This window comes from Nostoc sp. TCL240-02, from assembly GCF_013343235.1.
Classification (GTDB): domain Bacteria; phylum Cyanobacteriota; class Cyanobacteriia; order Cyanobacteriales; family Nostocaceae; genus Nostoc.
Window position 1 is genome coordinate 5,840,439 of record NZ_CP040094.1, and the last position, 23,882, is coordinate 5,864,320.

The window sequence follows — 23,882 nt, forward strand, 5'->3', positions numbered from 1 at the left end:
TGATGAAAATCTTACTGGTAGAGGATGATCCAAAGCAATTAATGCCACTACAAATGGTTCTCTCTCAGGCTGGACACAGCGTTGATGGTGTCAAGGATGGTGAAACCGCCCAATGGCTTTTAGCTGAAAAAGAATATGACCTGCTGATTTTGGATTGGATGTTACCTCGGATTAGTGGAGTGAGTTTGTGTCAACAGTATCGGGCGGCGGGAAAAACAGCTCCTGTGTTAATGATCACGGCAAAAGATACCACACCAGATAAAGTCATCGGCTTAGATGCGGGAGCAGATGATTACCTAGTCAAACCAATTGATATTATAGAGTTCATGGCACGGGTGCGGGCATTGAGGAGGCGATCGCCTCTCTGGCAAGGAGACACCCTCCGCTTGGCAGACCTCGAACTTCACCTCGATACACTAATTTTGGAGCGCCAAGGGGCGACTGTATCCCTTTCCAGCCAAGAATTTCAATTGCTAGAGTATTTCATGCGTCATCCCCGCCAAGTCCTGACTCGCAACCAAATTGAGCAAGCCGTATGGGAGTGGGGTAGTGAGCCAGAAAGCAATGCAATCACCGTTATAGTTCGTAAACTTCGCCAACGTTTGCAAACATTAGCAGCAGCCGATTGGATTGAAACTGTCTATGGTATGGGCTATCGTCTCAACCCACCAGAACCAACTTGAGATTTAAAACACCTGAGACGGAGAATAGGCAATAGGCAGTAGTGTAGTTCAACGACAAGTCTTGTAATTACGAATTAGCATCAGTTGTGTTTAACCGCAGTCGTCGTAACTTAGCTCGTTGGTTTACCCTTTCAATGGGGTGCATTCTCATTCTTTTTGCTGGAGTCATTTATAATCTTGAGGTGAAAGACAAGCTCAAAGCATTAGATCAACTGCTTTATAAAAGAGCAGAGCTAATGGCAGCCAGTTCACAATATCGGCTGTATCAAGGACAAAAACAAGTCGATCTGAGCAATATACCGCTATTGGGTAGTGGTTCTCACCCTGCTGATATTGAACTAGTCTATGTTCGCTGGTATAACCCGAATGGCAAACTCAAGCGGTTTTTTGGGACTCCACCTCCAGAACAGTTAAAAACATTATTTGGATTTCTTACGATTAAGTCTGTTGACCCCTTTACAAACAAAGTGTTTTGGCTGCGCCAACTCACTCTGCCTGTTCAAGGAGGAAATTCGGTTATCGGCTATCTGCAAGTTGCTATCCCACTTACAGAAACTCAAAACGATCTCAGACAATTTCTGTTCATGTTGACGCTAGCTGTACCTATAGCACTAGGGTTGATTGGACTTACAGGCTGGGTACTCGGTGGCATAGCTATGAAGCCTGTTCAGCAAGCATATAATCAACTACAACGCTTTACATCAGATGCTTCTCATGAGTTGCGATCGCCCCTTTCTGCAATTTTGACCAATGCCCAAGTTGGGTTACTAATGGCCGCAAACCATCCCCAAATCCATCCTTCAATGGAGAACATCATCGATAGCGCTAAGTTGATGAGTACCTTGGTCAATAACTTATTGTTATTAGCTCGGCATCAAGGACAATTAACTCCAGAATCACTCAAAAGGGTAAATCTTAATGGCTTGTTGGAGAATTTAGTTGTTCATTACACTACTATTGCGGCAAAAGCATCGCTCAAGTTCATTAGCCATTTGCCAGAACAACCCATTGAGTTGTGGGCTGACCCCGATTTACTCCGACAAGCAATCGAAAACTTGCTCAACAACGCCTGCAATTACACTCCGTCTGGTGGAACTGTCTGGTTACGCTTAGAACCTCACCCGGATCGGGCAGTAATTCAGGTCATTGATACTGGAATTGGAATTCCAGAGGCAGATTTACCTTACATTTTTGATCGCTTTTATCGGGTTGACACAGAACGTACAAGAGAAAGTGGCGGATTTGGATTAGGATTGGCGATCGCTCAACAAATTGTCCAGGCTCACGGCGGCCACATTCATGTGATGAGCAATGAGGGTAAAGGCTCGACATTCCAGATAAAATTACCGCTTATGAGCCATTCCTAAATCACCTTTAACAGATGTGTAACGACTCGCCAAATAAGGCACTGTTAGAGAATGTTTGAACAGTCCTCTCGTTGCTAGAAAAACATTTCAGATCCCCCTAAATCTCCCGATAAATTGGGGGACTTTGAGAGGTTTTTGCCCCCCTTAAAGGTGATTCAAGGATTTTTGCAAGAGGTCTATTCTATTGAGCAAAGTTTCTTCAAAGGTGTAGCTGTCGCTTGTTTGACAGATAATAAATTACTTCAATGCCTATAGCTACTCCTAGCATAAACACTAAAACCCAAACGGTTTGTGGATCTGTTTGCAAAGCGAACCAAATTAACATTCCTAGTGCTACTAAACATATTCCAGCACCTAAAAGTGAAATCCACTGCTTGCTTTTTGTATAACGATACATACGAGCATTAGCTAAATTAACCGCAGCAAATATCAACAGAAACCCAGCACTACCCATTGTAGAGATCCGACTTATATCAAAAAAATTGGCGATTATTAGAGTAATACCACTAGTAATAGATAAGCCAATTGAAGATTGATCTATGCCATTTATTTGGCTGCCAGAGTCAAACCCCCTAGATTGAGCAATAATAGAGCTAAAACGAGCTGAACCGTAGAGTGTTGCGTTACTAGCCGAGATAGTTGAGAAAAGAGCAGCAATAGTAATCAAAACAGATCCAAATTGCCCCATAATTGGTTTGGCAACTTCAGCCAAAGCATAGTCTTTTGCTGCCAAAATTTGTTCTATTGGTTCTGCTCCCAATGTAACCAGTGCTATTAAAACGTAAAGCACAATAACAAACCCGATTACAGAGTAATAAACTCGTGGCAAAGTACGCTTGGGATTGACAAGATCCTCTGCTGCATTGGCGATTAGCTCAAAGCCTTCGTAAGACAAGAAGATTACCATTGCTCCTGCGAAAATTGACTGTAGCGACAATACTGAGACTGGTTCTAGACGGGAAATGTCGATATGACTACTTCCCATAGTAATGAACAGGATCAAAATCCCCAGTTTGAAGCTGACAATCCAGATTTGAGATTTACCAACATGATTGGCAGTTAGTAGATTTAATCCAGTTGTCCCTAAAATTGCCAAGCTAATCAGTAAATGCTTCCAAATAGGTTGAGTAGACTCTGTAAACAGGCTAACTCCATAACTACCAAAAGCCTGCAAGTAAAAGGAAAGCATGACCACATAGCTAAACCATAGTAGAAGATTCAGTGTCCCACTAAACAGCCCTGAACCAAAAGCCTGGTTTAAGAAGGTTACTGTCCCGCCTCGACATGGATGAGCTACCGAAAGTTTTGCATAAGCATAAGTAGTTATCAAAGCTATTGTCCCTGCGATCGCAAATGCTAATGGTGCGCCTGTATGAGCTATTTGAATTACAACTCCCAGCGCTGGGAAAAGTCCACCGACAATGCCTCCTACACCCAACGCCCACACAGACCAAAAACCGATTTTTTTGCTTGACACCTGTAACCTCTTTAGGAATAGATAGTCTTATAATCGTTGACCAGCACGCATATAATCAAGCTGAGATTAAGCGGTTGGAAATATAGCGGTTCTCGATCAAATAAGGCAACATCTTCAAGGTTGAAAGGGTTTATATATAAAGTCTAGCTATACTTCACCAGCATAAGAAGGTCTATAGAAGCGTTGAATAAGGAATTTAGACTTTTGGTATGGCGCGATTTATACAGCGACTTGAGATCGAGAGTGAAGACTCTACACCAGACAGGATCAGATTTTGGGAAATCTCAGTATCTAATGAAATCTTTGCTCGAATTGAGGAGCGAAAAAAATAGCAGCAGGTCGAAAAGTGGATATTTGCAGCATGATTTTGTTCGTCTTGTGGAGCAAAGTATCATCTGTTCCTTGAAGTTTTAGGGCTGGCAAGATATCTACGCCACAATAAAACATTTATATTCGCCCAAAATTGTTGAGACATTCTCCGAGAAAACTTTGTTGTTTGCCACATAGCACACCAAAAATTAAAAAAAAGTATCTATAGGAAATTTTTATTTAATTTATTGTATGTTTATTGTGTTTAATAACTGACAGACAAAAAATCATGGATTTAAAACAAATTAGCTTGGTTGCTAGTCAACTTCTAACTCTGTTTGGGCTGAAAATTTTAGGTGCGATCGCTCTGTGGCTAATTGCTCAACGCTTGATCGATTTTGGATTGAAGCTAGTACGACGTGCTTTCCGAAGCCAACAAATTGACCCGACACTCATTAACTATCTTCTGAATATCATTGGTATTACGCTGAAAATTGTTCTAATTGTGGCAATTCTCGGCTTCTTTGGGGTTGAAACAACTTCCTTTGCCGCATTGTTAGCAGCAGTTGGCATTGCAATTGGTGCAGCATGGGGGGGACTACTAGCAAACTTTGCAGCCGGAGCATTTTTAATTATTTTCCGACCTTTCAAAGTTGGTGATTTCATCACAGCTGGAGGTGTCACAGGTACTGTAACAGAACTTGGGCTGTTCACAACTAGTATCAATACACCTGATAACGTATTGACAATTGTTGCCAATAATAAAATCTTTGCTGACAATATCCAGAATTATTCTGCCAATCCTTACCGTCGCGTTGATCTGGTGGCTCAACTCCATCATGAAGTGAAACATAACGAAGCGATCGCACTTTTAAAAGCGAAAATTAGCCAAATTCCTAATGTCCTCCAAAATCCAGCACCAGATGTAGAAATTCAGGATTTCAACTTTGCAGGGCCTGTACTAGCTGTACGTCCTTATTGCAATAATGACCATTACTGGCAGGTTTATTTCGACACTAATAAAGCTATCCGTGAAACCTTTAGCGAAGCCGGATACCCCATTCCCGAATACCGTTATGCAGTTAGTGGTTCATCTGCTCATGAAATTAATAACATCATCCCACCACTATCGGAAATAACTTGAGACTAGGGCAAAAAGTCAAGATTTCATTTGCAAAGATTTCTTAAATAGCAAAATAAGAATTAATAAGTAGTTAAGGCATACACCTTAACTACTTTTTTATGTAGCCAATTTTCTTAGATTCAGTTTCAATTTCTGAAACCAGCCTGACAAAAGCCATAGAAGAAGGTTACGTTAGCTGTTAATCACAAGCCGCACCCCAGCAGCGATGGTAAAAGAATTAGCAATTTGCACCCGTGGACTAACTAAGCAATTTGACAGGCACGTTGCTGTCAATGATGTGGATTTAGAAATCCAGGCGGGGGAAGTATATGGACTGATTGGGCCCAATGGCGCAGGTAAAACAACTCTCATCCGCATGTTGGCAACTGCTGAAGAACCAACTACGGGTGAGATTTATATTAATGGCGATCGCCTACTCCGTGACAAGAGTAATCCCAAACTGAAGCGTCGTCTAGGCTACTTACCCGATGACTACCCACTATATGAAGATTTGACAGTCTGGGATTACCTAGATTATTTTGCGCGTCTCTATCGTTTAAGAGAACCACGTCGCACTCAACGTCTACATGAAGTTTTAGAACTCATCCAACTTGGAAATAAACGTAACAGCCAGATTTCTACTCTGTCACGGGGGATGAAACAGCGCTTAAGTTTAGCGCGAACCATTATCCACGAACCAATTTTACTACTACTAGATGAGCCTGTTTCTGGGCTTGATCCCATCGCCAGAATGCACTTCCGCGAAATCATCAAGGCTTTGCAAGAAGCTGGGATGACTGTAATCATTTCTTCCCATGTTCTCAGTGATTTAGCGGAATTGTGTACATCTGTGGGAATTATGGAACTTGGCTTCTTGGTAGAAAGTACTTCCCTACAGCAACTTTACCAACGTCTTTCGCACCAGCAAATTGTGATATCCACTCTGGGGAACCTGGAGACACTTTTAAAGGAATTGAAACATCATCATTTAGTAGAAGAGTGGGAGGTGATATCAGGAAAAAACAGCGTGCGGGTGAATTTTTCGGGTAAAGAAGAAGATAGTGCCGAGTTGTTGCGATCGCTCATCAAAGCAGGTATTCCTCTGACTGATTTTCACTGTACCCAAGAAGACTTAGAAACTATTTTCTTAAAATTAGGTCACAAACAAGCATCTTAATTTGCCAACAAATATAACTCCCCATTTTTGGAGAATTTTTTCTTATGATGCCCAATTTTATAGACAAAATCGGCGATTGGAATCCGCAACTATTGCGGGAACTCAAAGGAAGGCTAAAATTTTTTAATGTGGCGATCGCAGTTGCTACGTCTTTACTTCTACAACTGGTAGTTTTTTTATATCAATTACGCGAGTTTCCTGACGATCAATACTCGCTAACAAACACATATTGTCGTTTAAGTCAAGTATATCAACGGCAACAAAACCAGACTTACCAGCAATCAGATCAATATCAAATTCCTGGGCTCAATGATTTACTCGCAAAGAATATTTGTCCCCAAAATCAAATTGATTGGCAGTTGTGGTGGCGAGATCACTGGGAATATATATTCCTGACGTTGAGTGTAATTTTTGTATTTACACTATTAGTTGCAGGAACTTATTTATTAATCAACGATTTAGCCAAAGAAGAAAGTCGCGGTACATTGAACTTCATCCGTCTTAGCCCTCAATCAGAAACTAGTATATTAACTGGTAAATTACTAGGAGTTCCGAGTTTAGTTTATCTCGTCATCTTAGTTGCAGTTCCTTTACATCTGTTGGCTGGACGTTCTGCCGAAATTGCCTTTAGTTACATTTTGAGTTACTACGCTATTCTTGCCGCTAGCTGTATTTTCTTCTACAGTGCCGCATTGCTATTTGGTTTAATTAGTCGTTTGTTTAGCGGTTTTCAGCCTTGGTTAGGTAGTGGTGCAGTATTGCTTTTTTTATTCACAGTAATGGGGTTTGCATCATCGTCTTCTAGCAACATTTTAAATAATTCAACTGCTTGGATAAGGCTTTTCGCTCCTTGGGATACAATAAATTATCTGTTTCCTAACTTGTTACGTATATACAATGGTTCTCAACTGAAAAACCTAGAGTTTTTCTATTTACCATTAGGGACAAATTTTATTAGTATTGTTGGTTTTCATGTATTAAATTTGGGAGTGTGCAGTTACGGAATCTTACAAGCTCTGAAACGTTCCTTCCGTAATCCTCAAGCCTCAATTATTAGCAAGGGACAAAGTTATGTATTAGTAGCTTTTTGTCAGGTAGTGATGTGGGGCTTTACCTTACAATCTTGGAACAATAATTCCAACTTTTATGAACAGGTTGGGCAAAATTTAGTTTTTCTGGCAATATACAACTTGGGGTTACTTTTCAGTTTGATTGCCATTATTTCCCCTCATCGTCAAGATGTACAAGATTGGGCAAGATATCGACATCAAGAAGTTTCTAGCCGCAAGAGTGTTTGGCGGGATCTAATCTGGGCTGAAAAAAGCCCTGCACTTGTGGCGATCGCTATTAATCTGGCAATTGTTACTATCCCTTTGCTAGTCTGGATTTCAATTACATCTGTTTTCGATACAGACTATAGCCAAAATGGGGCAGGTGACGATTTTAACAGCTTAAAATCACTTTCAGCTGTAGCTTTATCTATCAGCATAATCATGATTTATGCTACCATTGCCCAATTGATACTTTTGCTAAAAACTCCCAAACGTTCTTTCTGGGCAATAGGTACTATAGGTACGGTAACGTTCTTACCACCGATGATTTTAGAATTTCTTGGTATCTCCTCGTGGAAACATCCTACTGTATGGCTGTTTTCACCCTTTCCTTGGTCAGCGCTCCAATATTCTGGGGTGACAACAATTTTTATGGCATTCCTGGCTCAGTTGAGTGTTTTAGCATTGTTAAATTTCCAGTTGACAAAGCAGGTGAGATTAGCAGGTGAATCTGCTACGAAAGCATTGTTAGCAGGACGCTAGGTAAGCCTTTATACATGAGAACCCCGATTTCTGTGAGAAGTCGGGGTTCTTGTATTAAGGTTAAACTTTTAATTAGCACAAGTATAGTAATAACCTGACAATCATGCTAAATCTGCCGACTCAAGACCTACGCCATACAGCCATCCAGTTTTTAGAACAAAGTCCCCTACAGCGTCTACAAATTCTTAAGCAACTGGGAATTGCTCGTTATGAGTTTTTAACTAAAATCCGCCTAAATGAAGCAAATATCATCTGTATGATGCGGTTTTTTAAATATCCAAGTCAGCTAAAATTTCCAAATCTAATAGGAGCAGATTTATCTGGCTTAATTTTAGATGATGTAAACTTCATCCGAGGAAATTTGTCTGGAGCAAATCTGCAAGGTAGCAGTTTAGTCAATGCAGACCTCTTATTTGCAAATTTAATGAAAGCCGATTTGAGAAATGCAGATTTGCGAGGTGCAACTTTGGATGAGACTATTTGGTTAGAGACTCTAGTAGATAAGTGTCACCTGGGTCTAGGTACTGGTTTAACTCTGCTACAACGTCAAGATTTACAACTGCGTGGGGCTAGATTTAACTCTTGAAAAGACGTTAATTGAAACACAAAAAATTATAAGATTATTGGATCGATATTGGTATGGATAAGTTGATGAATATTAAGTTGCCCCAAAAATTGATGCTGCTAGGTTCAGGAGAATTAGGGAAAGAATTTGCGATCGCGGCTCAACGTCTTGGTAATTATGTGATTGCCGTTGACCGCTATCCCAATGCTCCCGCTATGCAAGTTGCTGATGTATCTGAAGTGATTTCTATGCTTAGTGCTGATGATTTGGAAGCTGTAGTGACAAAATACCAGCCAGATATTATCATACCAGAAATTGAAGCTATTAGAACAGAAAAACTGATCGAATTTGAGCAGCGAGGGATTACAGTTATACCAACTGCAGCTGCTACTAACTATACAATGAACCGCGATAGAATTAGGGAACTGGCGCATCAACAATTGGGCATCAGAACGGCTAAATATGGTTATGCAACAACCCTAGAAGAATTGATTACAGTTTCTGATGAAATTGGGTTTAGTAATGTTGTTAAACCTGTGATGTCATCCTCTGGTAAAGGTCAGTCTGTAGTGCAGGATAAGAGTGAAGTTGAGAAAGCATGGAATTATGCGATCGCTAATTCTAGAGGAGACAGTCAAAAGGTCATCGTAGAAGAATTTATTAATTTTGAAATCGAGATAACATTACTAACAATTAAACAGTGGAATGCACCGACTATTTTCTGTCCTCCTATTGGTCATCGTCAAGAGCGAGGAGATTATCAAGAATCGTGGCAACCCGCACTAATTTCTGAAGATAAGATATTAAAATCTCAAGAAATAGCGATAAAAGTTACTGATGCTTTAGGAGGAGCCGGGATTTTTGGCGTTGAATTTTTCATTACCAAAGATGAAGTGATTTTTTCCGAACTTTCTCCCAGACCGCACGATACGGGAATGGTGACATTAATCTCACAAAATCTCAATGAATTTGAACTACATCTAAGAGCAATTTTAGGATTGCCAATTCCTCATATAGAACAGCTAGGAGCATCAGCTAGTGCGGTAATTTTAGCTTCGGAAAAATCTGATTCTATTGGTTTTACAGGCGTAGCCGATGCTTTGTCAGAAAAAGATGTCGATATTAAATTATTTGGTAAACCTAATGCTCATCCATATAGACGAATGGGAGTAGCTTTAGCCAAGGGTCTGAATATCGAAGAGGCTAGAGAAAAAGCTACTAAAGCTGCAAGTAAAATCACCATTATTTAATCACCAGTACAGCACTCACCATTGACAAATGACTAAATAATTAAGGACTATAATTATGCGAATTGCTCGTAACATTACAGAACTTGTTGGTCGTACACCCCTAGTTCAGTTGAACCGCATTCCTCAAACAGAAGGATGTGTTGCAGAAATTGTGGTGAAACTGGAAAGTATGAACCCATCGGCATCAGTCAAAGACCGGATTGGGGTCAGCATGATTAACGCCGCCGAAGAGGAGGGACTGATTACTCCTGAGAAGACAATATTAGTAGAACCCACCTCTGGAAACACAGGAATTGCCCTAGCAATGACAGCAGCAGCTAAGGGTTATCGATTAATTTTGACAATGCCAGAGACTATGAGTGGGGAGCGTCGGGCAATGTTGCGGGCTTATGGAGCAGAACTGGAACTAACGCCAGGTATGGAAGGCATGAGTGGGGCAATTAGACGAGCGCAGCAAATAGTTAATAGTACGCCAAATACCTATATGTTGCAGCAGTTCCGCAATCCAGCTAATGCAAAAGTGCATCGGGAAACTACAGCCCTAGAAATTTGGGAAGATACTGATGGACAAGTAGATATAGTTGTGGCTGGTGTGGGCACTGGTGGTACGATCACTGGGGTAGCAGAAGTGATTAAAGCACGCAAACCTAGTTCTAAAGCGATCGCTGTTGAACCAGCCAATAGCCCAGTTTTATCTGGGGGACAGCCAGGGCCACACAAAATCCAAGGAATTGGCGCTGGGTTTATTCCCCAAGTTCTCAAGATAAAATTGATAGATGAAGTGATTACCATCACCGATGAAGAAGCGATCGCTTATAGTCGGCGTTTGGCAAAAGAAGAAGGGCTTCTATCTGGTATTTCCAGTGGGGCCGCTTTATGTGCAGCAATTCGCGTTGCTCAACGTGAAGGAAACAAAGGGCGTTTAATTGTGATGATTCAGCCCAGCTTTGGTGAGAGGTACTTGAGTACACCGTTGTTCCAAGACCTGGAGGCAAGATTGGCCGCTAGCGTTAGTTAACGATACATTGAATTAATGGTCAATTCTAAGCACGTTTCTAACCATTACGAAACTCTCAAAGTCAGTCCAAGTGCAAGCCTTGCGGAGATTAAGCAGGCTTATCGCCGCTTGGTTAAGTTATTTCATCCTGACAGTAATCAGGATACAGCCGATCGCGATCAGATTATTCTCATCAATGCAGCTTATGAAATCTTAGGTGACAACCACAATCGCCGCAATTATGACCAACAACTGCAAAATGACTCTCAAAAATTAAATAGCGATCGCCAACAGCGTACAGCATCAGCCCAAAAGCATTACCAGACAAAACGAAAAACCGGACGGCAAGCTGACGAGCAAGTTGAAGAATGGCTGCGTCGAGTTTATCAACCAGTCAATCATCTACTTGATGGTATTCTCTATTCTCTAGAGGAGCAAATAGAGCAATTAGCTGCCGATCCTTTTGATGATGAGTTGTTAGATGAATTTCAGGAATACTTACAAACCTGTCGAAATGACCTCAAACAGGCACAAATTACTTTTCGATCTCTGCCGAATCCTCCTAGTTTGGCAGGAACTGCGGCTAACCTCTATTACAGCCTCAATCAAGTAGCAGATGGACTTGAAGAGTTGGCTTATTTTCCTTTGAGCTACGATGAGCGTTATTTACACACAGGCCAAGAATTATTCCGCATAGCTACGAGATTACACTGTGAAGCGCAAGCGTCTGTTATGTAGTTATTTGTCATTGGTCATTTGTCATTGGTAATTGGTCAAATAACAAATGACAAATGACTACTGACAAACAAATTAGTTTATGCTGGAAACAGAAAAAGATTAAGAAATTTTAAATTCTGCTCATAGTGTACTCATGCAATGTATTGTGAATCGCCGCGCCCAGTTTTCGGCAAGTCATCGCTATTGGTTGCCAGAACTGAGTGAAGCCGAGAATATTGAAAAATTTGGTGCTTGCTCTAAATTTCCTGGACACGGACATAACTATGTCTTATTTATCTCCCTTGCCGGTGAATTGGATGAGTATGGCATGGTGCTGAACTTGTCTGATGTCAAACACGTAATCAAACGGGAAGTTACCAGTCAATTAGATTTCTCTTATATCAACGATGCGTGGACAGAATTTCAACAAACTTTACCCACCACTGAGAATATTGCCCGGATTATCTGGCAGAGGTTAGCACCGCATTTGCCTTTAGTCCGTGTGCAGTTATTTGAACATCCTGAACTTTGGGCAGATTATATGGGAAACGCAATGGAAGCATACCTTACTATCAGTACTCACTTTAGCGCCGCCCATCGGCTAGCTCATCCTCATCTCAGTAACGAAGAAAACACTGAGATTTATGGTAAGTGCGCCCGTCCCCACGGTCACGGACACAACTATCATCTAGAAGTCACCGTCAAAGGGGAAATTGACCCACGCACAGGCATGATTGTCGATTTAGGGGGTTTGAATCAAGTCATAGAAGATTATGTGGTTGAACCATTCGATCATACTTTTTTAAATAAAGACATTCCCTACTTTGCCGAAATTGTGCCCACTGCTGAGAATATCGCACTTTACATTAGTAATTTATTGCGATCGCCAATTCTTGAATTGGGAGCTAAACTTCACAAAGTGAAACTGATTGAAAGTCCTAATAACTCCTGCGAAATCTACTGCACAGAATCAGAATCAGATTCAGTCAACGCAGGCGTGAATAAGCCAGTATTGGCAAGAGTTTAGGTAATTGTAAATTTAGGCATAGGACATCGGGATTTATCTCATCCCCATGCCCAATGCCCAATGCCCAGCTAAAAAAGTTTACTCACTAAGCAGGTGAAACCAGGTAGCAAAGGACTTGTCAATTCATCTTGACTAAATAAAGTAGCTGCTAACTTTAACGCAGCTTGCTCACGACGATAAACTTCAACTTTCTTTTGTATAGAATCGCAAATCCAATATTCCTGAACCCCTTGTACCGAGTACAGCTTTAGCTTTGTTTCTCTGTCGCGTTTTTCGTTTTTTTCGCCGGGTGACAGAACCTCTACTACTAACTCTGGTGCGTCGGTGAGGTGTCCAGCTTCATCTAGCAAGTATTTTAAGCGTTCATGACTTGCCCACACCACATCAGGGATCACATTGTCAGAATCTGAGAAAATGATTCCAGGTGCGATCGCAGCTTTACCTAAATCAGTTTCATCTGACCAAATCTTGAGAACTGCACCAATATTGACACAACTTGATTGATGATCCCAACTAAGTGCTTTAGTCACAAATAGTTCTCCATCAATAATCTCATAACGATTTCTGCGATCGCCAGCGAATAACTTTAGGTCATCTGTCGTCCAACGCACTGGAGTTGTTTGCATAGAAACCCCCTAGCATTTTCTTAAATCATACTTTTAAAAATACCGACGGCGGGCGGAATGTCGCAAATAGCGATAAATGCCCCAAGCTAAAACTCCAAAAAAGAGATTTAGCAAAAAGCGACTAAATATAAACCACAAAATATAACTGTCAAAAAGTTTTGACGGACTCAAAGGAATAATTTTATTGGCTAAGAGAAACAGCCCAAAAATAGTATTTCCACCCAGCACGAGGGCAAAAAGCACTAAACCCCTCTGCCAGTAACGGCGTTGGGGTGTACGTTCTGAAATCAGGGTAATTACAGGTTTACCTTGCACTTTTCGCAGTAATTGTTCTAGTCGCCAAAACATCCACAAGAGAAACGGAAATAAACCATAATTAAGGAAACATAGCGCTGGTGAGTAACTGCAAGCGCTAGATAGAATATTAACTAGGGCATGACAGATCACAGAATTCAGCCAAGCCCGAAAAATGAACTTCCTGTCTTGATGTAACCGATTTTTAGACGAAATATACATTCCCAAGGCATATCCCCAAGGCGCAGAGAACATGGCATGGACTGGCGTGCTAATAGTACGCCCAAGAATTGATCCTGTATTGTGAAAAAGATAAATCCAGTTCTCTTCGGCGGTAAATCCAAGGGCAACGGCTATGGTGAAGAGGAAAACGGTTGAGAGAAGTAATCGATACGTGCGTTGCAGATAGTAGGTTGGTATAACAACCCCTACTAACTTGCAGCTTTCTTCAATTAGACCTACTTCCACTAGCTGCCGCAAGATTGCACCAGGAAACGATCGCTTGACCCGTTCCCAATCTACAAGCCAATTGGCTACAGTTTCAAAATTTGATTCAAGTCTAAGCGCTACAAGACCAGATATTGCCCCAATGCTAAAGAACATCAGTAACTTTAACAGAGGTGGGGCAAATGGTACTCGATAATAGTAGTAGCCTAACAGCAGCAAGGGTGGTATTACTGACCACAGTAATAAAGAAAAATCAACCACTCACCTGAGCAATTACTGTGCGGTGACGGTGGGTATTGTTGGTAATAGTGGGAGTTTGGAAACCTGCCTCAATAATAGCTTGCTGAATATCTAAAGCAAAATATTCATCTAAATACGGTTCAGTACTTTTGAGCAACGTCAAAATGTAGGCTGGCATTTTCTGGTAAACTTCAGACTTGGGATTCATATCCATGATTGCCAAGCAGCCGCCCGGACGCAGCACGCGCCTCATTTCAGCTAAAATCTGTCGGGTTGCTGACTGGGGTAATTCGTGACACATCAGAAAAATTGAGACTAAATCAAATGAAGCATCTGGTAGCCCAGTAGATTCAGCTTGGGCATGAAGCCAGTTAATTTTAGCTTGACGTTGCCCAGCGCGGTAATTGGCAACAGCTAAGAAGTAGGGAGATAAGTCTAAGCCTGTAATTTTAGCTTGAGAATAAATTGCTTGTAGGGCAAAAGTACTCAAGCCAACACTACACCCTACATCTAAGATATCTTGCGGCTCATTAGGGATTTGGCTTTTTAGAATATTATGGTAACTTTGGCGCAGCATAGGATCGCCTTGCGCTTCTTCAGCGCCTTCCACAACCTTAGCGTGGACAGCATAAGCAGCAGGTTCTACTTCAAAAGCGGCTTGCCAACTGAGATTTCCGGTTTCGTAGGCATGGAATGAGGTGACGTAGTAACCAGGGTAGGAAAGCTGAGGATTTTCTATTTGAGTTAGATCAGCCTTCCAATCACGCGCCTGTAGTGTCTCTACTTCTTGCGTCCAAGGTACGCCAATTCTCTCGGCACGTTTAATCATCATTTGACGGGCTTGATGTTTGGCTAAGTTGGCTAAAGGCTTGATTGCCAGTACGCCATTTACCAAGCGTGAAGCGAAGCCAGGATTAGTTTTTACAGCAGTCATAAATTAATTTGCGTTCACAGCTTTTTTACTTATGACATAATTGCTGGACAGCAGTCTAGAAATGAATTGAATTAGATAACAATGTCATGGAATTTTGATATGGAAAATTTGGTGTGATTTGTTTCTCCAGAGAATCACACTGTTATCCAATTTATACACTTCATTGATGATTGACAAAATCTATCTCAACAGAGAGGGCAAAAAGTTGAGCGCCATATAAAAAAAGACTACAACTAACTTATTGAGTCTCAAGTATGGCAAGAGCAAGAAGAGCAAGTGGCTTTTTAAGGGATTTTCAAGAATTTGCTTTCAAAGGCAATGTAATTGACTTAGCGATCGCAGTCATCATTGGTACTGCTTTCAGCCGGGTTATCACCTCCTTTGTTGAGGCTGTGATTATGCCATTGATTAACCCCTTGATTAGCGTGACTGGCAAAGAATGGAGAACTATCACCATAGGCCCAGGAATTGCGATCGGTCAATTTCTTGGCGCAATCATTGACTTTTTAATCATTACCTTGATCTTATTTGTAGCAATTCGCACCTTACAAAAATTGAAGAGGCAAGAGGATGTTCCCGTAGAATCCCCACCATCAGACGCTAATGTTATAGCTCAGGAAAGGCTGACTGGGGCGTTGGATAGACTGAGCCAGACTTTGGAATCTCGGAATCATGAAGTGTTGTAAGTGGGAACAGGAGGAAGGGGAGCAGGGAGCAGGGGGCAGGGGGGCAAGGGAGCAGGGGGCAGAGGGGGCAGGGAGCAGGGGGCAGGGGGGCAAGGGAGCAGGGGGCAGAGGGGCAGAGGGGCAGGGAGCAGGGGGCAGGGGGGCAAGGGAGCAGGGGGCAGAGGGGCAGAGGGGCAGGGAGCAGGCGCATGAAGAAGAGACAACGAAGAGGGGGGAGAGGAGAGATTTGTTCAATAATTCCCCCTTGTCCCCCTTGTCCCCCTACTCCCCTGCTCCCCTGCCCCTTCTGCCCAATCCCCTATTTTGCAGAAGGCTTGAGAGCTAACAACATCTCTAATTCACTGGTGGATTTATCGGGGCTATTAGCAGTAAAACCAAGACCACGAATGGAATTAAGGATGGTGATGATATTGCCATCAGATGAAATTAAACTATTTACCAGGGGCACAGTTTTAGTTTTATCCATATCTAGGTAAAAATAGCCGCCGTTTGGCTTTTGCAAAGAACCAGTAACGGCTTTGAAAGCGTCGCTATTATCAAGAGATTGATTTTTGCGATCGCTGATTGCGTCAGCAATTGGGCCACCAAGAGCCACAAATACAGTATCTTGATCTAGCCAACCATGCGCTAATAAAGCTCCTTGTTTGGGGATTTGCCATTCAGTTACGTCTTTACCACCGATATTTCTATTGGCGATGTTGATTTGTTGTACTTTGGCCAAATTATCCAATTTTGTCAAGGTGGCTTCGGCTGTTTTGCGATCGCTAGTGTCAAATACTAAAGCACCACCAAAACCAACGCTGGCTAACACTCCTTGATTGGATGGAATAGCACCAAAGGCAAATTCCCCATTCATCCAGCCAAAAATATCCTTATCCAGGTCAATATTGGCAATTTTCACTTGTCCTCGTGCTTGTTCCAAGGCCTGCTTCATTTCTGGATAATCTTTTGACTGTTCTACTAAGGTTTCCCAGCCACGACTGATGCCATTTCCGCTAATCAGAGCAAAGGTATCAGTAGGAAATTGCCCAACTATATTTCCCGGACTTGATTGATACTGGAATTTATTCAGCTGTGGATCTAAATTAGCGATCGCTTTTACCCGCACTCCCGCATCATCAACACCAACACCCGCTACCACAGATTTTATCTGCTTCAGTTGCGCCAAGGCTTGTGGAGGTAACTGTTTTGCCTGCTGACTTCCGGCAGCTAATTGCTGTACCATGCCTGTATAGTCTGGTACATAAATTTGGGCGAGGCTATTTTTAACATCCACTCCTTTACTGAGAATGCTACTTGCGCCTTCTTTACTGGCAAAAGAAGACTGTCCCTTAAAGGTGTCAATTGCTTTTTCTACAGCTTGCTTTTCGGGGGCTAATATCAAGTGACTATTATTTAAAACTACGCTATATGTCGGCTTGCCATTTTCTGTAGTTTCAAGAATTTTTTGACCTTGGTAGTCAGATTCCTGGGATTTCACCCCTTTTTGTGACTTCAATTTGTTAGCAAAATTCAAGGCACTGATTTTATCCTTGATTCCCACTACTATCAGGATATTTGATTCCTGCTGTAAATTTGTTGGTACATTAGGTGCCCCAGAGGGCACTTTTAACTGTGCAGGTTTCACAGGATTCGGTGGTAGTACAGCAATCATCACACCACCAACCCAAGGCTTTATGTCTTTTTCATAAGAAACGTTACCGTCACTGAACATTTGCTTATTGAAATCTTCCAGACCTTTTGCCACTAACTTTTGTGCCTCTGGAGTGCCAAATTGCTGTAATTTTGCCCAGGCTTGAGGGTCAGTAGTAATATAAGTTGCCATCAATGCTGTTGAAGGTACTAATTTAGCACTACCAAGAGCGTCTGAGCTACCTCCTGATGGGCCTTTCAAATACATATAAGCTGCGATACTTCCTGCTACAACCAGAGCAGCACCAACGGCAGGAATGAAAAACTTTGATTTACTTTCGGGCATTTTATTATCCTCTTTTGCTCAGATTGTCACCGAGATTTATACAAGTGTCACTGTAGAGTTTTCGGATTTATTAATAATTTCCGCTCATCGATCGGTATTTACTGATAAAATTAGTAGTCCTATAAGCTAGCAGTCTCAAATAATTACCCTAAAAAAGACTCCAAGGGAATGAGGAGCGAATTAGCAAATGATATGCTGTTCATCTCAAATAAAATAGCCTGCTCAACAGCAGCAAGTTATCCTAAGTTATAAGAACAATTAGGAGTATTTGTACTTAATGAGAATCTATCGAGGTGCAAGAGACACTTGACTCGATGACAAAAAAGTGCAAAACATCAGTAAAAGGAAATGCGGGAGGGATATGGAAAAAAGTCCCAGGATCGACAGTCGATCTTCGGAAACTTGGGTGAGATTAATTTCAATCCTCCAATCCCCAATGGGAATCTTAACCCCCATATTGCCCTATTGATTTGGGAAATATAGATACCGCTATTTTGCTTAATTACATCTAGCCAAGCCAGACTTTTCAGGATTACAAGGTCAGTAAGGATCAATGTCGAAGTCTTATTTTGATACAGATAATAACGGACACAAACCTTTTGAGTTACCGGGAGCAAGACCACACTACAATCCCGATCGCCCCGGACAGGTGGAGCATATTTTTCTCGATCTCAGCTTAGACATCCCTAAGCAAAGCTATCAGGGCAGTTGTAGCATTCGCCTCTTGCCAATCCGTAATGGCATTGACCGTTTGACTTTGGATGCTGTCAACCTGAATATCGAGTCTGTGCAGGTGGACGATGTGCCACAAACTTTTGACTACGACGGGGAACAGCTTTCTATCCAACTTTCTGAGACGACTCAGATTGGTAAACGCTTGCTGATTGCGATCGCCTACTCGGTGGAAAAACCACAACGTGGTATTTATTTTATCCAACCAGATAAGCACTATCCAAACAAGCCAACTCAAGTTTGGACTCAGGGAGAAGACGAAGACTCTCGCTTTTGGTTCCCCTGCTTTGATTATCCAGGACAATTGTCTACTTCAGAAATTCGCGTTCGTGTCCCCAACCCTCTCGTGGCGATTTCCAACGGCGAACTGATTGATACCACAGAAGATGGTGATTATAAAATCTACCATTGGTTACAGCAACAAGTTCATCCTACCTACCTGATGACTTTGGCAGTAGGTGACTTTGCCGAAATTCAGGATGAGTGGAAGGGTAAACCAGTCACCTACTACGTAGAAAAGGGGCGGGAGGAAGATGCTAAACGCAGCATGGGCAAAACTCCCCGGATGATCGAATTTTTGAGCCAAAAGTATGGTTATCCATATCCTTTCCCGAAATATGCCCAGGTTTGTGTCGATGACTTCATCTTTGGTGGGATGGAAAACACCTCCACAACCTTGTTAACAGATAGATGTTTGCTGGATGAACGCGCCGCTTTAGATAACCGCAACACCGAAAGTTTAGTCGTCCACGAACTCGCGCACCAGTGGTTTGGTGATTTGGTGGTGATTAAACATTGGTCTCATGCTTGGATTAAGGAAGGGATGGCTTCCTATTCTGAGGTGATGTGGACACAACAGGAATATAGTCTAGAAGAAGCAGCTTACTATCGTTTTTTAGAAGCTCGTCGTTACATTAGTGAAGATAGTAGCCGCTATCGTCGCCCGATGGTAACGCACGTTTACCGCGAAGCTATTGAACTTTACGATCGCCACATCTACGAAAAAGGGTCTTGTGTTTATCACATGATTAGATCCCAATTGGGAGATGAGTTATTTTGGAAGGCTATTCAAACATTTGTCCAAGATAATGCCCACAAAACTGTAGAAACAATAGATTTACTCAGGGCGATCGAAAAAGCTACCGGACATAATCTTTTGTTCCTCTTTGACCAATACGTTTATCGTGGTGGTCATCCCGATTTTAAGGTAGTTTACTCTTGGGATGGGGATGCTAAGTTAGCAAAAATTACGGTAACTCAAACCCAAGCTGCTGAAGATAAAAATGGCAGTAAGGATTTGTTTGATTTAAAAATACCAATTGGTTTTGGCTATACCCAACAAGAAGAATCTCGAAAACTGAAAACTTTCACAGTAAGAGTACATGAACGAGAACAAAGCTTCTACTTTCCCTTAGAAAATAAGCCCCAATTTATCAGCTTTGATGTTGAGAATAATTACCTAAAAACAGTAGCTTTAGAGTATCCAATAGCAGAGTTAAAAGCACAATTAGAATCTGACCCCAACCCAATTTCGCGCATCTATGCAGCAGAAGCTTTGGCGAAAAAAGGCGGCTTAGAAGCGACAAAAGCACTATCTGCGTCCCTCAAAAATGACCAATTATGGGGTGTGCGCGTGGAAGCGGCCAAACAACTAGCCAAAATTAATTTAGACCAAGCTTTTGATGGCTTAGTTCTAGGATTAAAAGATAAAAATGCTTATGTGCGACGATCTGTGGTGGAAGCACTTGCTCAAATCAAAACTGCTGAAAGCTATAAAGTTGTAAGAGGGTTGTTGCAAAAGGGCGATCCTAGCTACTACGTGGAAGCAGCAGCTTCTCGTGTGATTGGCGCGATCGCATCTGCAAACTTGGAAGAAAAACCCAAGGAAGATAAGGTAATAAAGCAACTCAAGGGCATTTTAGAAGAAAAGGCGGGTTGGAATGAAGTAGTGCGGAGTGGTGCGATCGCGGGTTTAGCTGAATTCAAAACCTCGGAAGCAGCTTTAAATCTACTACTCGAATACACCAAAATCGGTGTACCACAACCTCTACGTTTAGCCACAATTCGCGCTTTAGGAAAGATTTCTGTAGGTCAAAGTCCGGTTAATTTGGAACGGATTTTAGAAAAGTTAGCAGAACTAGCTAAAGAAACCTTCTTTTTAACCCAAGTGGCTGTAGCAGCAGCATTGGGACAAATGGAAACACCCAAAGCAGTCGGAATTTTGCGATCGCTAGCCGAACAAACAGCCGATGGGCGTGTCCGTCGCAATGCTGAAGAAGAAATTTCCAAGGTGCAAAAGAACATCGGTTCAGAAAAAACCCTCCGTCAATTGCGTGAAGATTTCGACCAACTCAAACAACAAAACCAAGAATTGAGAAGCCGTTTAGAAAATTTGGAGGCCAAATCTAAATAGCAGCAGATGATAATTGAAAGTTGGTAATTGGTAATTGTGGTAAAACCACTACCAATTACCAAAGTTGTATCCAACGCTCTAATTTTTATTATTCAAAAAGCTTCTTAATATACACTCTTTTACAAAAGTCGATTTTACTTAAATAGTTGGTTTTTACACATAGAACATTACAATTTTCACTTAAGAGGCAGGTATAAATAAACATAATATCAAGATTCATGACTTTCCACAAAAGTCGTGAATCCTTCTCCTGAGCGTTCTTCTGTTTAATTTAAGTTTATCTACTTACTACTGTTATATGTAGCTGAAAGCAAACATGGTTACGGATTTTTCATATCCTGCCCAAATTTACAGATACAGGTAGATATTTATATTTATATAAAATAAGGTTAAGAAAAGATAAAATCATCGAAAAGATGGATAAGTAGTTGTAGTTTTATAAAGTATAATTAAGAAAAAGATAAACAAATCTAGGAAGTAATTTAGGCTAAAACTGCCTCGAACAGTACCCCAGAAAGGCAAGGTTCGAGTTGTTTCAGATAAAAAACTACCGCTATCTTTTGCCTACAACTAACTTGTGGGTTTAGTAGAGAAAGAATCATTGTAAATTTTTCAGTTGAAGAGGCAAATAAAGGCGTGGGTCAGTATCAACCTACTCAGCTAAAGCTCTATAATCCAGATGCGATCGCTCGCTATTATAGTTACCGTCCTTGGTTAGCCGGGGGGCGACTGCTGAGAATTATCTCCTCTTTTGCAGTATTTATAATCAGTCTCAAGTGGGACGAATGGCAAGACAAAGTTGAGCAGAACAAGGGTAAACGAGCTATCCAGTTGCGAGAACTGCTCACCCGCCTCGGCCCGACTTTTATTAAAGTTGGTCAAGCCCTCTCCACCAGACCTGACTTAATCCGTAAGGATTTTCTAGAAGAACTGATCAAGTTACAAGATCAGTTACCACCTTTCGATAATGCGATCGCTTACAAAATTATCGAAACCGAGCTAGATCGTCCAATTGATGAAATTTTTAGCGAACTCTCACCTAGTCCAGTCGCGGCTGCAAGCTTAGGCCAAGTATACCGTGGTCGTCTAATCAGTGGCGAAGAAGTTGCAGTGAAGGTACAACGCCCCAACTTACGCCCAACTCTTACCCGCGACCTCTACTTATTGCGCTGGGGCGCGAGTTGGGTAGCTCCGTGGTTGCCTCTCAATCTCGGTCACGACCTAACTTTAATCGTGGACGAGTTTGGTACGAAGCTCTTTGAAGAAATTGACTATATAAATGAAGGCCGCAACGCCGAGAAATTTGCCACCAACTTCCGCAACGATCCACAAGTTAAAGTTCCAGGAATTTACTGGCGTTATACCAACACCCACGTTTTAACCCTGGAATGGATTAACGGCTTCAAGCTAACGGATACCAAAAGCATCCGCGAGGCAGGTTTAGATCCAGAAGCAATTATCCAAATTGGCGTTACTTCAGGATTGCAACAACTTTTAGAACACGGCTTCTTTCATGCTGACCCCCATCCGGGAAATTTATTTGCTGTAACCGATGGTCGGATGGCTTATATTGACTTCGGCATGATGGATCAGTTGGAGGAAAACACCAAAGAAACACTGGTAGATGCGCTAGTGCATTTGGTGAATAAAGACTATACCGACTTAGCCGAAGACTTTGTAAAATTAGGATTTCTGACTCCAGACACGAATATTTGCCCAATAGTGCCAGCATTAGAAGCAGTGCTAGGAAATGCTATTGGCAAAAATGTCAAGGATTTTAACTTCAAAACTATTACCGATGAGTTTTCGGAACTGATGTACGAATATCCTTTCCGAGTTCCGGCGAAGTTTGCTTTGATTATTCGTTCCTTGGTGACTCAAGAAGGTATCGCCCTGAGCCTCAACCCAGATTTCAAAATTGTGGAAGTGGGTTATCCCTACATAGCGCGGCGGTTGCTGACAGGGGAATCGCCCGAATTACGGCGGCGATTATTGAATGTGTTATTCAAAGATGGTAAATTTCAGTGGCAGCGTTTAGAGAATTTAATTGCGATCGCTCGGAGTGATAACAACTTTGATGTATTGCCCACAGCCCAGATGGGTTTCCAATATTTAATGTCGGAAGAAGGCAAGTTTCTGCGGCGACAGCTGGTGCTGGCTCTGACTGAAGATGACCGCCTCCACACCGAAGATGTCCAACGCCTGTGGAACCTGGTTAAAGACGACTTAAAACCGGATCGTTTATTAAATGTAGCGATCGGCATTTTAACAAATTTATCTAGAGAAAGTGCAGCCGCTATTCTCCCAAAAGCTTCATTCCTTGAGCCTTTTACAGGAAACCAGTCAGCAATTAAAAACTAAAAACCTTTAATATAAATCAGGAGTTTTAATGTACTATTTTCCTCTGCAACCGCCCTATTTCCTCTTACTCGTTGGCTTTTTGACAGCATTAACATCTGGTTTGGCATTATCTGGCACTTTGAAAGTAATTGTGCAGAACTGGCCAAGCGAAAAAGCAGAAAATACTAAACCACGTTCCTCTCTAAAACAATTACTTGTACCATTTATCGGTATCACTGGCGGGACTTGTCTATTTCTGTCTTCAGGCTTAGAGATATTTGGCTTTCCCTCCACGTTGGCTTTAGGAGTCGGTCTACCAATTAGTTTGTTTACTTGTTTATTAGTTTGGTTGCAGCTAGGAAGTATGATGACCTTTATAGAACGCGAAGGGATGCAATCTTTAGATTTAGATTCTTTTTCTTAGATTGATTACAATATGTTTAAACTGTCTTAAGATTTAGGATACGTCAATAATATAGGAATAAACTTAAATGCTCACCGCAGTTGGTGAGCATTCATACTTTTCTAGTAAGATTTTTTCAAGGCTTTGTAGAAATGCAATAAATTTATATCTTAATATCTTTTAAGAATTGCATAAAATTTTAGCAATTAGATAAAAATAGGTACTATTACAGTAGTCAGTCCCAACATTATATATGTAAATATAGTGTTTGATTTAAATCAAA

General features: G+C 41.6%; 19 protein-coding genes. 14 read left to right on the top strand and 5 right to left on the bottom strand.

The window, feature by feature from the left end; all coding sequences use genetic code 11:
• Positions 1-2: 2 nt before the first annotated feature.
• The gene (gene rppA, locus FBB35_RS24885) at positions 3-683 is read left to right on the top strand and encodes a two-component system response regulator RppA (RefSeq protein WP_174711854.1); all 681 of its coding nucleotides are present in this window, start codon (positions 3-5) and stop codon (positions 681-683) included.
• A gap of 86 nt (positions 684-769) precedes the next feature.
• On the top strand, positions 770-2,050 hold the full coding sequence (locus tag FBB35_RS24890; RefSeq protein WP_174711855.1) for a cell wall metabolism sensor histidine kinase WalK: 1,281 nt from the start codon (positions 770-772) through the stop codon (positions 2,048-2,050).
• 199 nt (positions 2,051-2,249) lie between these two features.
• Here FBB35_RS24890 and FBB35_RS24895 read toward each other — a convergent pair whose 3' ends face one another.
• Entirely contained in the window at positions 2,250-3,527 is a 1,278-nt protein-coding gene (locus FBB35_RS24895; RefSeq protein ID WP_174711856.1) for an APC family permease, read from the bottom strand.
• 598 nt (positions 3,528-4,125) lie between these two features.
• Between FBB35_RS24895 and FBB35_RS24900 the strand changes: the two genes are divergently transcribed.
• The 8 genes from FBB35_RS24900 to FBB35_RS24935 all read left to right on the top strand — a co-directional run bounded on the left by FBB35_RS24900 (position 4,126) and on the right by FBB35_RS24935 (position 12,506).
• On the top strand, positions 4,126-4,980 hold the full coding sequence (locus tag FBB35_RS24900) for a mechanosensitive ion channel family protein (protein ID WP_174711857.1): 855 nt from the start codon (positions 4,126-4,128) through the stop codon (positions 4,978-4,980).
• A 205-nt stretch (positions 4,981-5,185) separates the two neighbouring features.
• Complete coding sequence (locus tag FBB35_RS24905) at positions 5,186-6,136, top strand: ABC transporter ATP-binding protein (RefSeq protein ID WP_174711858.1); 951 nt, start codon at positions 5,186-5,188, stop codon at positions 6,134-6,136.
• A gap of 44 nt (positions 6,137-6,180) precedes the next feature.
• Positions 6,181-7,950 carry an ABC transporter permease subunit gene (locus tag FBB35_RS24910; RefSeq protein ID WP_174711859.1) on the top strand — a complete coding sequence of 590 codons (1,770 nt, stop codon included), beginning with the start codon at positions 6,181-6,183 and terminating at the stop codon, positions 7,948-7,950.
• A 103-nt stretch (positions 7,951-8,053) separates the two neighbouring features.
• Positions 8,054-8,536: a pentapeptide repeat-containing protein gene (locus FBB35_RS24915; protein ID WP_163935504.1), complete on the top strand. Its 483-nt coding sequence runs from the start codon at positions 8,054-8,056 to the stop codon at positions 8,534-8,536.
• A gap of 65 nt (positions 8,537-8,601) precedes the next feature.
• A complete protein-coding gene (gene purT, locus FBB35_RS24920) occupies positions 8,602-9,765 on the top strand; it encodes a formate-dependent phosphoribosylglycinamide formyltransferase (RefSeq protein WP_174711860.1) in 1,164 nt (387 codons plus the stop codon).
• A 55-nt stretch (positions 9,766-9,820) separates the two neighbouring features.
• The gene (gene cysK, locus FBB35_RS24925; RefSeq protein WP_174711861.1) at positions 9,821-10,783 is read left to right on the top strand and encodes a cysteine synthase A; all 963 of its coding nucleotides are present in this window, start codon (positions 9,821-9,823) and stop codon (positions 10,781-10,783) included.
• 15 nt (positions 10,784-10,798) lie between these two features.
• Positions 10,799-11,500 carry a J domain-containing protein gene (locus FBB35_RS24930; protein WP_174711862.1) on the top strand — a complete coding sequence of 234 codons (702 nt, stop codon included), beginning with the start codon at positions 10,799-10,801 and terminating at the stop codon, positions 11,498-11,500.
• Between the two features lie 133 nt (positions 11,501-11,633).
• On the top strand, positions 11,634-12,506 hold the full coding sequence (locus tag FBB35_RS24935; protein WP_174711863.1) for a 6-carboxytetrahydropterin synthase: 873 nt from the start codon (positions 11,634-11,636) through the stop codon (positions 12,504-12,506).
• A gap of 68 nt (positions 12,507-12,574) precedes the next feature.
• Here FBB35_RS24935 and FBB35_RS24940 read toward each other — a convergent pair whose 3' ends face one another.
• The 3 genes from FBB35_RS24940 to FBB35_RS24950 are packed head-to-tail and all read right to left on the bottom strand — an operon-like array spanning position 12,575 to position 15,047.
• Positions 12,575-13,132: a Uma2 family endonuclease gene (locus FBB35_RS24940; RefSeq protein ID WP_174711864.1), complete on the bottom strand. Its 558-nt coding sequence runs from the start codon at positions 13,130-13,132 to the stop codon at positions 12,575-12,577.
• Positions 13,133-13,165: 33 nt separating this feature from the next.
• Positions 13,166-14,134: a PrsW family intramembrane metalloprotease gene (locus FBB35_RS24945; RefSeq protein WP_174711865.1), complete on the bottom strand. Its 969-nt coding sequence runs from the start codon at positions 14,132-14,134 to the stop codon at positions 13,166-13,168.
• Entirely contained in the window at positions 14,127-15,047 is a 921-nt protein-coding gene (locus tag FBB35_RS24950; RefSeq protein ID WP_174711866.1) for a class I SAM-dependent methyltransferase, read from the bottom strand. The genes FBB35_RS24945 and FBB35_RS24950 overlap by 8 nt, the downstream gene beginning before the upstream one ends.
• 254 nt (positions 15,048-15,301) lie before the next feature.
• On the opposite strand from FBB35_RS24950, the gene mscL reads away from it, so the two are divergent.
• Positions 15,302-15,733 carry a large conductance mechanosensitive channel protein MscL gene (gene mscL, locus FBB35_RS24955; RefSeq protein ID WP_174711867.1) on the top strand — a complete coding sequence of 144 codons (432 nt, stop codon included), beginning with the start codon at positions 15,302-15,304 and terminating at the stop codon, positions 15,731-15,733.
• A 298-nt stretch (positions 15,734-16,031) separates the two neighbouring features.
• Here the strand turns inward: mscL and FBB35_RS24960 are convergent, their stop codons facing one another.
• Positions 16,032-17,711, bottom strand: coding sequence for a DUF3352 domain-containing protein (locus FBB35_RS24960; protein ID WP_174711868.1), 1,680 nt, complete (start codon positions 17,709-17,711; stop codon positions 16,032-16,034).
• A gap of 553 nt (positions 17,712-18,264) precedes the next feature.
• Here FBB35_RS24960 and FBB35_RS24965 point away from each other — a divergent pair.
• The 3 genes from FBB35_RS24965 to FBB35_RS24975 all read left to right on the top strand — a co-directional run bounded on the left by FBB35_RS24965 (position 18,265) and on the right by FBB35_RS24975 (position 23,620).
• Positions 18,265-20,856, top strand: a complete 2,592-nt coding sequence (locus FBB35_RS24965; protein ID WP_174711869.1) for a M1 family metallopeptidase — start codon at positions 18,265-18,267, stop codon at positions 20,854-20,856.
• 636 nt (positions 20,857-21,492) lie between these two features.
• Positions 21,493-23,217: an AarF/ABC1/UbiB kinase family protein gene (locus FBB35_RS24970; RefSeq protein ID WP_174711870.1), complete on the top strand. Its 1,725-nt coding sequence runs from the start codon at positions 21,493-21,495 to the stop codon at positions 23,215-23,217.
• 28 nt (positions 23,218-23,245) lie between these two features.
• Positions 23,246-23,620, top strand: a complete 375-nt coding sequence (locus FBB35_RS24975; protein ID WP_174711871.1) for a hypothetical protein — start codon at positions 23,246-23,248, stop codon at positions 23,618-23,620.
• The last annotated feature ends 262 nt before the right edge of the window (positions 23,621-23,882 follow it).

Coding starts and splice junctions, on each gene's coding strand:
- rppA (WP_174711854.1), top strand. CDS start 3: ATGAAAATCTTACTGGTAGAGGATGATCCAAAGCAATTAATGCCACTA.
- FBB35_RS24900 (WP_174711857.1), top strand. CDS start 4,126: ATGGATTTAAAACAAATTAGCTTGGTTGCTAGTCAACTTCTAACTCTG.
- FBB35_RS24905 (WP_174711858.1), top strand. CDS start 5,186: ATGGTAAAAGAATTAGCAATTTGCACCCGTGGACTAACTAAGCAATTT.
- FBB35_RS24910 (WP_174711859.1), top strand. CDS start 6,181: ATGATGCCCAATTTTATAGACAAAATCGGCGATTGGAATCCGCAACTA.
- FBB35_RS24915 (WP_163935504.1), top strand. CDS start 8,054: ATGCTAAATCTGCCGACTCAAGACCTACGCCATACAGCCATCCAGTTT.
- purT (WP_174711860.1), top strand. CDS start 8,602: ATGAATATTAAGTTGCCCCAAAAATTGATGCTGCTAGGTTCAGGAGAA.
- cysK (WP_174711861.1), top strand. CDS start 9,821: ATGCGAATTGCTCGTAACATTACAGAACTTGTTGGTCGTACACCCCTA.
- FBB35_RS24930 (WP_174711862.1), top strand. CDS start 10,799: ATGGTCAATTCTAAGCACGTTTCTAACCATTACGAAACTCTCAAAGTC.
- FBB35_RS24935 (WP_174711863.1), top strand. CDS start 11,634: ATGCAATGTATTGTGAATCGCCGCGCCCAGTTTTCGGCAAGTCATCGC.
- FBB35_RS24940 (WP_174711864.1), bottom strand. CDS start 13,132: ATGCAAACAACTCCAGTGCGTTGGACGACAGATGACCTAAAGTTATTC.
- FBB35_RS24950 (WP_174711866.1), bottom strand. CDS start 15,047: ATGACTGCTGTAAAAACTAATCCTGGCTTCGCTTCACGCTTGGTAAAT.
- mscL (WP_174711867.1), top strand. CDS start 15,302: ATGGCAAGAGCAAGAAGAGCAAGTGGCTTTTTAAGGGATTTTCAAGAA.
- FBB35_RS24960 (WP_174711868.1), bottom strand. CDS start 17,711: ATGCCCGAAAGTAAATCAAAGTTTTTCATTCCTGCCGTTGGTGCTGCT.
- FBB35_RS24965 (WP_174711869.1), top strand. CDS start 18,265: ATGTCGAAGTCTTATTTTGATACAGATAATAACGGACACAAACCTTTT.
- FBB35_RS24975 (WP_174711871.1), top strand. CDS start 23,246: ATGTACTATTTTCCTCTGCAACCGCCCTATTTCCTCTTACTCGTTGGC.